Below are 13968 nucleotides of genomic sequence, written 5' to 3' on the forward strand. Positions count from 1 at the left end.
CCGCCCCGGCAGTGTTCGTCAGAGCTCGATGCCGAGCAGCGCGTCGACGGCGTTCCGGATCAGCCCGGGCGCGGCCGGGTCGGTGCCGGAGCGGTTCAGCGCCTGCTCCGCCCAGGCGTCGACGGCCGCGAACGCCTTGGGCGTGTCGAGGTCGTCGGTGAGGTGGTCACGCAGGCGCGCGACGGTGTCCTCCGCCGCCGGGCCGGTGCCGAGGGAGACGGCTTCGCGCCAGCGCGCGAGGCGCGCTTCGGCGTCCGCCTGCAACTGCGCGGTCCACGGCCGGTCCTCGCGGTAGTGGCCGGCGAACAGCGCGAGCCGGATCACGCCCGGGTCGACCTTGTCGGCCCGCAGCCGCGAGACGAACACGAGGTTCCCGCGCGACTTCGACATCTTCTCGCCGTCAAGGCCGATCATCCCGGCGTGCACGTAGTGCCGCGCGAACGGCCTGTCCCCCGCGACGGCTTCCGCGTGCGCGGCGCTGTACTCGTGGTGCGGGAAGATCAGGTCCGAGCCGCCGCCCTGGACGTCGAAGCCGAGGCCGAGCCGGTTGACCGCGATCGCGCTGCACTCGATGTGCCAGCCCGGCCGCCCCGCGCCCAGTTCGGACTCCCACGACGGCTCACCCGGCCGCGCCATCCGCCACAGCAACGCGTCGAGCGGGTGCCGCTTGCCGGGACGGTCCGGGTCGCCGCCGCGTTCGGCGAAGAACTTCGCCATGGTCTCGGCGTCGTAGTTCGACTCCGAACCGAAGTGCCCGGTCGCGTTGTGCTCGAAGTAGATGTCCGGGTACTCCGCGTCGTCCGCGCGGTACGCGCTGCCGTTCGCCACCAGCTTGGCGATGACCTCGACGATCTCCGGGATGCTCTCGACCGCCCCGACGAACTGCCGCGGCGGCAGCACCCGCAACGCGGTCATGTCCTCGCGGAACAGCGCGGTCTCGCGCATGCCGAGGACGACCCAGTCGTCCTTGTCGCGCTCGGCGCGCTCCAGCAGGGGCTCGTCGATGTCCGTCACGTTCTGCACGTAGTGGACGTCGTGCCCGGCGTCCCGCCACAGGCGGTTCACCAGGTCGAATGTCAGGTACGTGGCGGCGTGCCCCAGATGGGTGGCGTCGTACGGCGTGATGCCGCAGACGTACATCCGGGCGGTCGACCCGGGCGCCGTGGGGCGGATCTGCCCCGTCGCCGTGTCGTGAAGCCGCAGCGGACGGGGGGTGCCAGGGATACGGGGCACGTCGACCGATGACCAAGTCTGCATACCTCGACTGTAAGCGGAGCCGCCGCGCCGTTCCCGTCCGGTGGGAGCCGGACACGGCCGGAGTAACCGATTCGCTATCCCGTGACCCGTTCGGCGTTGGCGTGGACGGCGTCCCGGATGTACTCGCCGAGGCCCGGTCGCTGGTCCGGCTCACGCACCAGGAAGCCGAGCTGGACCGGCTCGGTCGCGTACAGCCCGGCGAGCTCCCGGTGCGTCGCGAGGTCGCAGTCCCCCATGAACGCCGCGAGCATCCGGCGGTGCTCCTCGGCGAGGTCCATCGCCGCACGGCCGTCGGCGGGCGCGCCGGAGTCGAAGACGGCGAGCAGCCGCCGGACCCAGTCCTCCCGGAGCTTCTCCGCCTCGATCCATTCCTGCTTTGACCGCGGGATGGCCGCCGCCTGCCAGTGCGGCGTGTCCCCCCACCGGCGGACGGCCTCCTCCGCGTAGCCCTCCGGCTCACGGAACTCGCCGAAGACCTCGAACCGCTCCTCCGCGGTCAGCGCGGCTCCGGCCTCCTTCGCTGCGATCACCCGCTCGACCGTTTCGGCCATCCGCGTCAGCTCGAAGATCCGCTCGGCGAGCAGCACCCGCTGGCGCCGCAGGTGCTCCAGCGCGTCGACCGCCGGGTCGTCGATCACCTTCGCGATCGTCTCGAGGCCGAACCCGAGTTCGCGGTAGAACAGGACGCGCTGCAGGCGGTCGAGGTCGTCGTCGCTGTAGCTCCGGTACCCCGCCGCCGTCCGCCCGCTCGGGCACAGCAGGCCGATCTCGTCGTAGTGATGCAGCGTGCGCACGGTGACCCCCGAGAGCGCCGCGACCTTTCCGACCGAGTACCCCATCGGGCCAGCGTAAGCGAGTTCAGCGCTTCCTGGTTCGCAGGTAGTCGCCGACCACGGCGGCGCCGAGCCCGTCCAGATCCGGAGCGACGACACGGCCGCCCGAGCGGCGCGCGATGAGGTCGACGAACTCCGTCAGGCGCGGGTCGTCCCCGAGCCGGAACACCGTCACCGACGCGCCCAGCTTCGCCATCCTGTCCACTTCGGACAGGGTTTTGAGCAGGGTCCTCGGCTGGGGCGGGTAGTCGAACTCCGCCGTGCCGTCGGGCTCGAGATGTGCCGTCGGCTCCCCGTCGGTGACCATCAGGACCACCGGCTGCGCGTCGGGATGCCGCCGCAGATGCCGTCCGGCCAGGAGCAGCGCGTGGTGGGCGTTGGTGCCCTGTTCCCAAGCGCCCTCCAGGCCCACCAGCTCGGCCAGTTCGACCGACGTCGCGTAGCGGCCGAAGGTGATCAGCTGGAGCGCGTCGTTGCGGAACCGGGTGCTGATCAGCTGGTGCAACGCGAGTGCCGTCCGCTTCATCGGCAGCCAGCGACCCTCCTGCACCATCGACCACGACGTGTCCACGAGCAACGCCACCGCCGCGCGCGACCGATGTTCGGTCTCGATCACCTCGACGTCGGAGACGTCCATCCGGACCGACCGCTCGCCCACCGAAACCGAACGCAGGACCGCGTTGCGGACCGTTCTGGAGACGTCCCACGGCTGCATGTCCCCGAACCGCCACGGCCTGGTGGCGCCGGTCGGCTCGCCCGCGGCTCCGGCGGACTCCGTCTCCCGTTGGCCGGTCTTGCCGCGCAAAGCGTTCACGACGTCAGCGAGCGCCGTCTCCCCCAGCCGCCGTAAAGCCTTGGGCGACAACCGGAGCGTGCCATCGGGGGCACGTTCGAAGAGACCTTGGCGCCGGAGTTCGCGTTCCAGTTCGGACAACCGCCGCGCGTCGACGCCCGCATCGGGTCCGAGCCGGCGTTCGAGAGCGTCGACGTCGATGTCCTCCAGCCTCGCGCCGGGGTAGGACTGGCCGAGCTGTTCGGCCAGCGCGTCCAGTTCGGCGAGATCGGACATCGCCCGGGCGCCTTCCCCGAGGCCCAGCGGATCGTTGCCCCGGAACCGTTCGGAAGACGTCCAGTCCTCGCCGGGCCGCAGCGCCCGCAACTGGGCGTCCAAAGTGGACAGCTGCTGCGCGAGCCGAGGGTCGCCGAACGCCTTCTGCGACAGTTCGGCCAGTTCGGCCCGCTGTTCCGGCGTCATCGAGTTCAACATTCGTTGCGCGGCCGCGGCACGAGCGGCGAGGACATCGATCAGCTCCTCGACGTTCTTCGGATTCTCCGGGAAGAACTCGCCGTGCTCGCGCATGAACTCCGCGAACCGCTCCGGGACGTCCTCCCTGCCCTGTGCGTGCGCGGCCAGGAGCGCGTTGAGGTCGGCGAGCATCCGGTTCGCCCGCTCGGCCTCTTCCGGCCCGGCGTTCCGCAGCGCCTCCTTCATCCCCTCGAAACGGGAATCCAGCAGCTCACGGCCGAGCAGGTCACGGATCTTCTCGTAGTTCTCCCTGCCCTCCCGCGAGCGCCAGTCGTACCCGGAGAGTTCGCGCACGGCCGCCGCCGTCCCCGGCGGCAACGCGTCCAGCTGAGCTTCACGGAAGCGGGCGTCGTCGTCCGGATCGGGGAACAGCTCGCGCCGCTCGGCCTCCAGCGCCTGGTCGAGCAACCGCTGGACCTCCTGGAGCGTGCCGTCCAGCCGGTGCCGCCGCTGGATCTCCGACCGGCGCTGCCAGAGCCGCCTGGTCAGTTCGTCGAGCCCGGCGGTGCGCGGGGTGCCGCGGCGCAGCAGTTCTTCCAGCGCGGACCGGGGCGAAGCGCCCGCCATGACGTCGCGGCCGATCTCGTCGAGCGCGTCCCGCAGGTCCGCCGGCGGCGCCAGCGGATCGGGGCCGTTGTCCCACGGCCCGTACGAATATCCCTCCGGGAGGAGACTCATCGGCCGTAGACGGTCGTCGAGTCGTCGGAGTCCTTGGCGAGTTTCCTCGACAGGAACAGGGATTCCAGTGCCAGTTCGACCGCGGCCGCGATCCGCCCGGCCGGTTCGTCCGGACCGACGCCGGCGCGCGCGGCGACGTCGTGGAGCACGGGCAGTTCCGGCAGTGCGGCGAGGACGTCCTTGCCGGGTACGCGTTCCCCGGTGGCGACCAGATGCCCGGACTCGACGGCGTCGGCCAGCGGCAGCAGGTCCAGGCCGGCGAACCGCGAACGGGCCGTCTCCGCGACCGCCCGGCGCAGCAGGTGCACGAGGTGCTCGGTCTCGCGTCCCTCCTCCCCCGGCTCGAATTCGAGCTTGCCGCGCAGGACGCCGGGGACCGCGTCGAGGTCGACCGGACGCGCCACGGCGGGTTCCTCACCGGTCAGCGCGGACCGGCGCAGTGCCGCCGCGCCGACCGTTTCCGCCGCGGCGACGGCGAACCGGGCCGAGACACCCGACCGCTGGTCGATCACCGGCGACTCGCGCAGGTTCCGCACGAACCGGGCGAGCACCTCCAGCAGCGGCTCGCCGACTTCGGCGACCAGCCGGGCCTCCTGCCGGACGACCGCGATCTCCGCCTCGACGTCGAGCGGGTAGTGCGTGCGGATCTCGGCGCCGAACCGGTCCTTGAGCGGGGTGATGATGCGGCCGCGGTTGGTGTAGTCCTCCGGGTTGGCCGTCGACACCAGCAGCACGTCCAGCGGCAGGCGCAGCGTGTAGCCGCGCACCTGGATGTCGCGTTCCTCCATCACGTTCAGCAGCGCGACCTGGATGCGCTCGGCGAGGTCCGGCAGCTCGTTGATCGCCACGATGCCGCGATGGGCGCGCGGGACGAGTCCGAAGTGGATGGTCTCGGGATCGCCGAGGCTGCGGCCTTCCGCGACCTTCACCGGATCGACGTCACCGATCAGGTCACCGACCGAAGTGTCCGGTGTGGCCAGTTTTTCCGTGTACCGCTCGTCGCGGTGGCGCCAGGTCACCGGCAGCGCGTCGCCGAGTTCGGCGGCACGGCGGCGCGATTCCGGGGTGATCGGGTCGAGCGGATGCTCGGCCAGCTCGGCGCCCTCGATGACGGGCGTCCATTCGTCGAGCAGCCCCGCGAGGGTGCGCAGCAGGCGGGTCTTGCCCTGGCCTCGTTCGCCGAGGAGGACGACGTCGTGCCCGGCCAGCAGCGCGCGTTCCAGTTGCGGCAGCACGGTGCGCGAGAACCCGACGATCCCTGGCCAGGCGTCTTCCCCGGCGCGGAGCTTGGCGAGGAGGTTGTCGTGCAGCTCTTGTTTGATCGACCGCGGCAGGTGACCCGCCGCGCGAAGGTCCCCGGCGGTCCGGGGCAGGTTTGCGGGAACATCGTTCACCCGTTCGACGCTACGTCGCGAGCGTGGTCCCTGTCGACGTGAAGCAACTCCAGCTCCGGCGATCGCGAACGGCAAGCCTGGGTTAACCCTCCCATAGCCGGGTTTCGCCGAAAGCACGACTAAAATCAATCCGGTGTGCCGTCCTAGTGCGACCCTCGCGGTCTGGTCTTCGGCGTGGCTGAACGGAGCCGCCGCCTCCGACGACGTCCTTGACGCCCTGCAGGTCTGGGGCGAAGCCCATGACTTCGTCGCCGCGGACGCGGCGGCCGCCGAAGCGTTCGACCTGCCGCTCGCGTTCAACCGGGCCGCGACCCCGGTCCAGCTGCTGCTCGCCCTGCGCGCGCAGGGCGCCAAGAGCATGCAGCTGCTGCTCCCGGTACCCGGCGACGTCCGAGGCCTGGGTGGCGGCGGGCCGTTCACCGAGGCCGCGCTGCGGATCGGAGAGGCCGTCCTGCTGCCGGACCTCGGCTACGGCGTGGTCCCCGAGGCGATCGCCGAGGGGCTCATGCGGTGGACGGTGTACTCGGTGCCCATGCCGGGCGTCCTCGAGTACCGCCCGCTGGGCGAGGCCGAACACGGTCTGACCGACGCGATCCGCGCGAGTGCGGGCGCGTTGCAGGCGCTGGACGTCGCCAGCGAGCGGCCAGGGGTGCGGGCGGAACTCTCGGCGCGGCTGCGGGCCACCACCGACGCGCCCTGGCCCGCCGGGATGCCCAGCCGGGCGCTGCGGGTGCTCCAGCGTTCCCAGGAGATCGCGGCGATACTCGCCATCGCCGAATCCGACGATCCGGGCGGCGCGCTCTCTTCGTCGGCGGCGCTCCGGCGGGCGGAGGCGCTGCGGCCGCTGACCGAAGCGGTCCGCAACGCCCGCTACGCGGCGATCAACGAAGCGGTGCGAGTGTTCGCCGAACAGGCGGACAGGCACCCGTAGCGGTTCACGTGGTCACTGTGTGCTTTTTCTGGACTTTCTCGGCATAGCGGACGGACCACAGCGAAAGCCCGCCGATGACGGCGAGCAGCAGGACCACGCTGAGCGCGTTCATCACGTCGGCCGACAAGGTGTACACCAGCGGCACCCGGATCGCGGCCTCCAGCAGCAGCGCCACTCCCCACACCGCCGACATCCGGGTGAACGCCCGCCGGAACTCGGGGACCTCGTCGCCGAGCCGGTCGATCTCCGCGCGTTTGGCCGCGCTGGAGCCTGCCCGCACGGCGACGAGCACCATGGGCGTACGGCTGAAGCAGCTGAGCAGCAGGACGATCGCGGCGGTCGCGGTGGCGAAGGATTCCTTCAGCAACAGGAATTTCGCGTCCCCGGTGACCAGCGAAAGCACCAGCCCGACCCCGAGCACACCGGCCAGCAACGCGGCGAAGCCGTCGAAGGACCGGTCCCGGACGGCGACCCACACGATCCGGGCCGCCGCCACCCCCGCCCCGGCCAGCAGCGAGACCTGCTCGCTCTGTCCGGCGAGCCGGAGCCCGTAGTAGGCGGCCAGCGGGAGCGCGACGTCCCAGAGCAGCAAGGACAGCGTGGGGTTCTTGGCGCGCGCGGTCACGAGTCCATCTCGCACTCGGACAGGAACTTCAGAACACGTGCGTTGACCTCGTCCGCCGCTTCCCCGGCGATGGCGTGGGTCGCCGAGGGCCACAGTTCGACCTGACCTCGCGACAGGAACTCACGGGCGCGGGCGGCCGCCCGTTCCGGGTGGTGGATGACGCTGCGCCCGGCGATGAGGGCGAGCACGGGCATCCGCACGGAGCGCAATTGCTCATCGGTGAACAACCTGGGCGACGGCAGGGCGATGCGGTAGGTCCGCATCCCCTCGTCGATCACCCGCGCGACCGGATCCGTGGCGTCGACTTCCGCGCCGCCGGAGATCCAGTCGAGGAACGACGGGCGGGTCCATCGGTTGATTCCGGGGATCGCGGCGAGCGTGGAGCGGAAGACCAGTCCCGCGGTCAGACCGCCGAACGTCAGCACGGGGTCGATCACGGTGAGCGATTTCAGCCGTTCCGGTGCCCGCACGGCGAGGTTGGTCGCGAGCCAGCCACCGAACGAGTACCCGATCAGGTGCACGGACGGCAGGTCGAGCTCGGCGAGCACCGTGCTCGGCCACGCGGCCTGGTCCGCGGCGTCGCGGATCGGGGCGGTCTGCTCGCTGCGGCCGGCTTCGCCGATGAGGTCCACCGCGAAGACCTCGCCGTGCCCGAGCAGCGCGGTGAGGTTGGGTTCCCACATCACCGCGGTCCCCGCGCGGCCGGGCAACAGCACGATCGGCGTCGCACCCGGCTCCCCGAACCGGTACACGCGCGCCACCCCGAACGCCGTCCGGACGTCGTGGATCCCGGTCGGCGCGGGCAAGGCCGCCAAACCTCGTTCGTAGACGGCCTCGTACTCGGCGCGCGCCTCCGGCGAGGCGAATCCGCCCACCTTCATTCTCACCCCTCCTTTTTACGGTACGATCGGATTGTAACCAGTTGGTGAGAAGTTTGCAATCCGATCGGACTGCCAAAAGGAGTACGGGTGCCCAAACGAGTCGATCACGAGGACCGGCGGCGGCAGATCGCCGCGGCCGTTCGCCGCATCGCGGCCGACCGGGGGCTCGAAGGGGTCAGCCTGAACGAGGTCGCGGCAGAAGCCGGTATCTCGAAGGGCTCCGTCCAGCACTACTTCGCGTCGAGGGACGAGATGCTGCGCTACGCGACGACCACCCTGCGAGGTGGCATTGAGGAGCGCATCGCCACCCCGTCCGAGCCGCGGGTCCGAGACCTGCTCATCGCCCTGCTCCCCCTGGACGAGGCAGGCCGGGACCACGCGCTCGTCGCGAACGCCTTCGTGGTGCGCGCGCTCAAGGATCCGGAGATCGCCGGCCACTTCCGGACCGGGCACGGCCAGCTCCGCGACGCGGTGGCAGCCCTGCTCATCGCCGGCCAGGACGCCGGTGACCTCCTGCTCACCGGCGACCCGGCCACGGAGGCCGACCTCCTGCTCGCCCTAGTGGCCGGCCTGGGCGACGCGGTGCTGCTCGGCTACCAGACCGGCGACGAGGCCATCGCCCTCATCGACCTCCACCTGTCGAGGATCGCCGCCCGATGACGATCGATCTCGTGAGTGGCAAGGACGGTTAGCGCCGAGGTATGTCTGTTTGTGGCGACAGGTCCGTGAAGGCCTCCTTGCCTACCCTGAAGGTAGGCAAGGAGGCCTTCACGGACTACGCGCGATCGCCACCCATAGCCTCAGCGACATCACTGGTCCCAGCAGCCACAGTGGCGGCGCAGGAAGAGCGGCGGTGGCCGCTGAGCACTTACGGGCGCGCGGGCCTCTTGGCGGGCTCGCAGCATCCGATCGCGCAAGGCGCCCCGTTGACCGTGCACCCGGCCGCCGGGAACGGCGACAGCTTCCGCGCCGGCAGCCCCTCGGTGTGTTCCCGGACCAACTCCACGACGAGTTCGGCGAACCGCGGGTCGGTATCCGGCGTCGCGGCCCGCGCGAAGCCCATGCCATGTTCCGCGGCCCGCTCGGCGGCCTCGTTGTCGAGGTCCCAGATCACCTCGAGGTGATCGGAGACGAAACCCACCGGGCAGACGACCACCGAGGTGACACCTTCCGCGTGCAGCGCGTCGATGTGGTCGACGATGTCCGGCTCCAGCCACGGCACCTGCGGCGGGCCGGAGCGCGACTGCCAGACGACGTCGTAGGTCTCGATCCCCGCTTCGGCCGCGACGAGGCGCGCGGCCTCGGCGATCTGGCGCGAGTAGCGCCGTCCGCCTTCCGACGGCGGGCCGGACGCGGCGTCGGCGGACTCGGGCACCGAGTGGGCACAGAACACCGTGCGGGTTCCGGGCCGGTTCCCCAGTTTCGCGTGCGCGGCGCGGACGGCGTCGGCGAAGGCGGCGATGAACAGCGGGTGGTCGAAGAACTGCCGCAGCTTCACCAGTTCCGGCGCGCCGTCGCCGACCGCCGCGCGGGCACGCTCGATGTCCTCGTCGTACTGACGGCAGGCGGAATAGCCGCCGTACGCGCTCGTCGGGAAGACCAGGACGCGCCGAGCGCCCGCCTCGGTGATCTCGGCGAGGGTGTCCTCGACCATCGGCCGCCAGTTGCGGTTGCCGAAGTGAACGGGCAGGTCGATCCCGGCGGCCGCGAGTTGCTTCTCCACCGCGGAGATCGCGTCCCGGTTGAGCCGGTTGATCGGCGAGACCCCGCCGAAGTGCTGGTAGTGCTCGGAGACCTCGAGCAGGCGTTCCCGGGGGACCCCACGGCCCCGCGTGACGTTCTCCAGGAACGGCATCACCTCGTCGGGCCCCTCGGGACCACCGAACGAAAGCCAAAGCAGCGCGTCGTAACCCACCCTGCCATCTTGCCGCTATGGCGCCCCGCACGCTGACCCGGCCCATTTTGAACCGACCGATCCAAAACCTGGTACGGTCATTTCCATGGCCAGGCCGAAGGAATTCGACGAGCGCGCCGCGATCGGGCGCGCCATGGACGCCTTCTGGGCACGCGGCTACGAGGGCACGTCGACACAGGCCCTCTGCGAAGCCACCGGTTTGGGCCGCAGCAGCATCTACAACACCTTCACCAGCAAGCACGAACTGTTCATGCGCGCGCTCGATCACTACGCCGATCGCGGGATCGTGGCCAGGACGGCCTTGCTGGAGGAATCCGGGACCGGCGTCGAGCGATTCCGTGCCCTGTTCTCGTGCACGATCGACGAGGAGGTCGCGCACCACGGACGGGGCTGCCTCGTGGTCAACACGGTGGCCGAATTCGGCGGGCGCGACCCCGAGGTCAAGGCGCGGATCGAGGCCGACACCCGGCGGCATCTCGCCCTTCTTTCGGCCTGCGCCAAGGAAGGGCAGCTCGACGGGACGATCGACGGCGATCGCGACCCCGGTGCGATCGCCGAGTTCGCGCACAGCACCGTCGCCGGCCTCCGGCTGATGTCCCGCCGAGGCGCCGACCGGGCGGCCATGGAGTCCGTCGCCGCCATCGCACTGGACGCGATCGCCGCGAAGTAAGACCTCGAACGAATCCCGTGCGCGACGCTGCCCACATTTTGGACTGATCGATACAAAACTGGAGGGACTTCCCGTGCCTTTGGCAGTCTGCGTACTCGGACTGAGCGTGTTCGCGCTCGGCACGTCCGAGTTCATGATCACCGGCCTGCTTCCGGGGATGGCGGCCGATCTGAACGTCGGCATCCCGGAGGCCGGGCTGCTCATCTCGGCGTTCGCGATCGGCATGGTCGTCGGCGCTCCCCTGCTCGCGATCGCGACGCTGCGGGTGCCGAGGCGCGCCACCCTCATGGCCTTGCTCGTCGTCTTCGGCGTTTCGCACGTCGTCGGCGCGCTGGGCTCCGGGTACGCCCTGCTCTTCGCGACGCGTGTCGTCAGCGCGGTCGCCTGCGCCGGATTCTGGGCGGTCGCGGCGGCCACCGCCGTCGCGCTGGTGCCGGTCGAGCGCCGTGGCCGCGCGCTGGCCATCCTGGTCGGCGGACTCACCGTCGCGAACATCGCCGGCGTCCCCGCGGGGACCTTCCTCGGCCAGCACGCGGGCTGGCGGGCGGCCTTCTGGGCGGTCACGGCGCTGACCGTCGTCGCGTTGATCGGGGTCTTCGCCCTGATCCCGGAGACCCAGAACGGTGCGGACAAGACCGACGTCGCGACCGAACTGCGGCTCTACCGCGGCGGCCGGTTCTGGCTGGCGCTCGGCGTGATCGCGCTCGCGCAGGCGATGATCTTCGCGACCTTCAGCTACCTCGCGCCCTTGCTGACCGAGGTCGCCGGGCTGCCGGAAAGCTGGGTGCCGGGAGTCCTGTCGCTGTTCGGGCTCGGCGCGCTGATCGGCATCACCGCGGGTGGCAGGCTCGCCGACGCGAGGCCTTTCGCGACCCTCTACGGCGGCCTCGCCGTCGCCCTGCTCGCCCTGGTCCTGCTCGCGATCTCCGGCCCGGCGACCCCGGTCGCGATCTTCGCCGTGTTCCTGTTCGGCGTCGCCGGATTCGGGGTCAACCCCGCTTTGAACGTCCGCGCCTTCGCCGTGGCGGGCAACGCGCCCACGCTCGTCGGCGCGAGCACGACGGCCGCGTTCAACGTCGGCAACACCCTCGGCCCGTGGCTCGGCGGCGAATCGATCGACGCCGGTCTCGGCTACCCCAGCGTCGCGTGGGTGAGCGTCGGGCTCGGGGTCGCCACCGTCGTCGCGCTCACCTTCGCCGCCGGTGTCCAGCGCACCGACGACACCCGCCTGCTCCGCGAACCCGTTACCCAGTAGGGAGAATCATGTCCGAACGAACCCGATCCACCCTTGCCGAGTTCTTCCGCCGAATGTCCACAGGGGACACTGACGGAGCCACGGAACTGTTCGCCGACAGCGTCGCGTGGGACATCCCCGGTGCGACCGAGCTGGTCCCGTGGATCGGCCCGCGCCGGAATCCGGCGGAGATCCGCGAGTTCTACGACCTGCTCGACAAGGGCCTCGTCAAGGACCGGTTCGACGTCGAACGCGTTCTCGTCGACGGGCCGCACGCGGTCGCGATCGGCCGCCTCCGCTCGACGATCCGCAGCACCGGCAAGGTGATCGAGACGGCCTTCACCATCGAGTTCGAGCTGAACGACGACGGGCTGATCACCAAGTACCTGCTGCTCGAGGACTCGTGGCACGTCGCGAACGCCGTCCTCCCCTGATCCCGCCAGCCCGCAGGGCCGTGAAGGCCTCCTTGCCTACCCTGAAGGTAGGCAAGGAGGCCTTCATTACTCCGGCAGCCACCACCGGAAGCGCGTGAAGAGACCTAGATGCCGAGAGCGTGCACTCCGCCGTCGACCATGATCATCGAGCCGGTGGTGGCGGGCAGCCAGTCCGACAGCACGGCACAGACGGACTTCGCCGTCGGGTCCGGGTCGGAGCTGTCCCAGCCGAGCGGCGCACGGTCGCCCCAGCCTTCCTCCAGCTCGGAGAAGCCCGGGATCGACTTCGCCGCCATGGTCTTCATCGGACCGGCGCTGACCAGGTTGACCCGGATGCCCTTCGGGCCGAGGTCGCGCGCCAGGTACCGGTTCACCGACTCCAGCGCCGCCTTCGCGACACCCATCCAGTTGTAGACGGGCCACGCGACGCGCGCGTCGAAGTCCATGCCGACGATCGACGAACCGCGCGACAGCAGCGGCAGGGTCGCGACGGCCAGCGCCTTGAAGGAGTACGCAGAGACGTCGACGGCCACCTTCACGTCCTCGCTCGGAGCGTCCAGGAACGGCGCGCCGAGGCAGGACTGCGGGGCGAACCCGATCGAGTGCAGCACGCCGTCGAGCCCGTCGACGTGCTCACGGACGCGGTCGGCGAGCGAGTCGAGGTGCTCCTGGTTGGTGACGTCCAGCTCCAGCACCGGCGCCTCCTCGGGGAGACGCTTGGCGATGCGCTCGACGAGCGACAGCCTGCCGAAGCCGGTGAGCACGACCTTCGCGCCCTCCTGCTGCGCGATCTTGGCCGCGTGGAACGCGAGCGAGGCGTCGGTGATGACGCCGGTGATCAGCAGGCGCTTGCCTTCGAGCAGTCCTGGCACGGGACCTCCAGTCCGGAGTGGTTTGCGATCGGTACGGGAAAACGGGGACGTCAGTGGCCCATGCCGAGGCCGCCGTCGACCGGCAGCACCGCGCCGTTGACGTAACCGGCCTCTTCGGAGGCGAGGTAGCGGACGGCGGCGGCGATCTCCGACGGCTCGGCGTACCGGCCGGAGGGAACCTGGGCGAGGATCTCCTTCTTGCGGTCCTCGCCGAGCTCGTCGGTCATGTCCGTGGCGACGAAGCCCGGCGCGATGACGTTCGAGGTGATGTTGCGCGAGCCCAGCTCACGCGCCAGCGAACGGGCGAGACCGACGAGGCCGGCCTTGCTCGCCGCGTAGTTGACCTGCCCGGCGGACCCGGTGAGCCCGACGACGGACGAGATGAAGATGTAGCGGCCCCACTTGCCGCGGAGCATGCCGCGGGAGGCACGCTTGGCGACCCGGTACGCGCCGGTGAGGTTGGCGTCGACCACGCGGGTGAACTGCTCCTCGCTCATGCGCATGAGGAGGGTGTCGTCGGTCATGCCGGCGTTCGCGACGAGGATCTCGACCGGGCCCTGGTGCTCCTCGACGAGTTTGAAGGCGGCGTCGATCTGCTCGGCGTCGGTGACGTCGGCCTGCACCCCGAAGAGGCCCTCGGGCGCGCCGGAACCGCGGTGCGTGATCGCGACCTTGTGCCCCTGCGCCGCGAGGTCCTTCGCGATCGCCAAACCGATGCCGCGGTTGCCGCCGGTGACCAGTACCGACCGTCCCACAGAGCTCTCCTCGCCTCGTCCTGTCGCGCTGACGGCATGAGGTTATCGGCTCGTCAGGTTCACGCCCGAGCCGCGCCACCCCTACCTCCGGGTAACCGCGACCGTCCTAAGCGGATGTTAGGAACCGCGCCGAAACCTTGCCCGGTCGTCACGGATTGTTCACCGTGAGCCGGAACACAGGAG

At 70.6% G+C, this 13968-nt stretch carries 14 protein-coding genes; 5 read left to right on the top strand and 9 right to left on the bottom strand.

Annotation, left to right across the window (positions count from 1 at the left end; genetic code table 11):
- Positions 1 to 18 precede the first annotated feature (18 nt).
- The 4 genes from mshC to AC069I_RS41310 all read right to left on the bottom strand — a co-directional run bounded on the left by mshC (position 19) and on the right by AC069I_RS41310 (position 5468).
- Complete coding sequence (gene mshC, locus AC069I_RS41295) at positions 19 to 1257, bottom strand: cysteine--1-D-myo-inosityl 2-amino-2-deoxy-alpha-D-glucopyranoside ligase (RefSeq protein ID WP_478267789.1); 1239 nt, start codon at positions 1255 to 1257, stop codon at positions 19 to 21.
- Between the two features lie 74 nt (positions 1258 to 1331).
- The gene (locus tag AC069I_RS41300; RefSeq protein WP_478228320.1) at positions 1332 to 2096 is read right to left on the bottom strand and encodes a MerR family transcriptional regulator; all 765 of its coding nucleotides are present in this window, start codon (positions 2094 to 2096) and stop codon (positions 1332 to 1334) included.
- Between the two features lie 19 nt (positions 2097 to 2115).
- Positions 2116 to 4074 carry a vWA domain-containing protein gene (locus tag AC069I_RS41305; protein ID WP_478267790.1) on the bottom strand — a complete coding sequence of 653 codons (1959 nt, stop codon included), beginning with the start codon at positions 4072 to 4074 and terminating at the stop codon, positions 2116 to 2118.
- Positions 4071 to 5468 carry a sigma 54-interacting transcriptional regulator gene (locus AC069I_RS41310; protein WP_478232645.1) on the bottom strand — a complete coding sequence of 466 codons (1398 nt, stop codon included), beginning with the start codon at positions 5466 to 5468 and terminating at the stop codon, positions 4071 to 4073. The genes AC069I_RS41305 and AC069I_RS41310 overlap by 4 nt, the downstream gene beginning before the upstream one ends.
- 133 nt (positions 5469 to 5601) lie before the next feature.
- Here AC069I_RS41310 and AC069I_RS41315 point away from each other — a divergent pair, with 133 nt between their 5' ends.
- Positions 5602 to 6399 carry a hypothetical protein gene (locus AC069I_RS41315; RefSeq protein ID WP_478228317.1) on the top strand — a complete coding sequence of 266 codons (798 nt, stop codon included), beginning with the start codon at positions 5602 to 5604 and terminating at the stop codon, positions 6397 to 6399.
- Between the two features lie 4 nt (positions 6400 to 6403).
- Here the strand turns inward: AC069I_RS41315 and AC069I_RS41320 are convergent, their stop codons facing one another.
- Entirely contained in the window at positions 6404 to 7024 is a 621-nt protein-coding gene (locus AC069I_RS41320) for a VC0807 family protein (protein ID WP_340682113.1), read from the bottom strand.
- Entirely contained in the window at positions 7021 to 7905 is an 885-nt protein-coding gene (locus AC069I_RS41325) for an alpha/beta fold hydrolase (protein WP_478228315.1), read from the bottom strand. Before AC069I_RS41325 ends, AC069I_RS41320 begins: the two co-directional genes overlap by 4 nt.
- Before the next feature lie 87 nt (positions 7906 to 7992).
- Between AC069I_RS41325 and AC069I_RS41330 the strand changes: the two genes are divergently transcribed.
- Positions 7993 to 8565 (top strand): TetR/AcrR family transcriptional regulator, encoded by a 573-nt coding sequence (locus AC069I_RS41330; RefSeq protein ID WP_478228314.1) that lies wholly within the window; start codon positions 7993 to 7995, stop codon positions 8563 to 8565.
- Positions 8566 to 8773: 208 nt separating this feature from the next.
- Here the strand turns inward: AC069I_RS41330 and AC069I_RS41335 are convergent, their stop codons facing one another.
- The gene (locus tag AC069I_RS41335; protein WP_478267791.1) at positions 8774 to 9820 is read right to left on the bottom strand and encodes a ferrochelatase; all 1047 of its coding nucleotides are present in this window, start codon (positions 9818 to 9820) and stop codon (positions 8774 to 8776) included.
- Between the two features lie 85 nt (positions 9821 to 9905).
- Here AC069I_RS41335 and AC069I_RS41340 point away from each other — a divergent pair, with 85 nt between their 5' ends.
- From AC069I_RS41340 to AC069I_RS41350, 3 genes are all read left to right on the top strand, one after another.
- A complete protein-coding gene (locus tag AC069I_RS41340) occupies positions 9906 to 10490 on the top strand; it encodes a TetR/AcrR family transcriptional regulator (RefSeq protein WP_478228312.1) in 585 nt (194 codons plus the stop codon).
- A 73-nt stretch (positions 10491 to 10563) separates the two neighbouring features.
- Positions 10564 to 11745 carry a Cmx/CmrA family chloramphenicol efflux MFS transporter gene (locus AC069I_RS41345; RefSeq protein WP_478228311.1) on the top strand — a complete coding sequence of 394 codons (1182 nt, stop codon included), beginning with the start codon at positions 10564 to 10566 and terminating at the stop codon, positions 11743 to 11745.
- An 8-nt stretch (positions 11746 to 11753) separates the two neighbouring features.
- Positions 11754 to 12158, top strand: coding sequence for a nuclear transport factor 2 family protein (locus AC069I_RS41350; RefSeq protein WP_478228310.1), 405 nt, complete (start codon positions 11754 to 11756; stop codon positions 12156 to 12158).
- A gap of 104 nt (positions 12159 to 12262) precedes the next feature.
- On the opposite strand, the gene fabI is transcribed toward AC069I_RS41350, so the two are convergent.
- On the bottom strand, positions 12263 to 13030 hold the full coding sequence (gene fabI / locus AC069I_RS41355) for an enoyl-ACP reductase FabI (protein ID WP_034306560.1): 768 nt from the start codon (positions 13028 to 13030) through the stop codon (positions 12263 to 12265).
- Positions 13031 to 13080: 50 nt separating this feature from the next.
- Entirely contained in the window at positions 13081 to 13785 is a 705-nt protein-coding gene (gene fabG, locus AC069I_RS41360) for a 3-oxoacyl-ACP reductase FabG (RefSeq protein WP_478228309.1), read from the bottom strand.
- Positions 13786 to 13968 lie beyond the last annotated feature (183 nt).

The sequence above is a fragment of the Amycolatopsis sp. NPDC043885 genome (assembly GCF_056435685.1).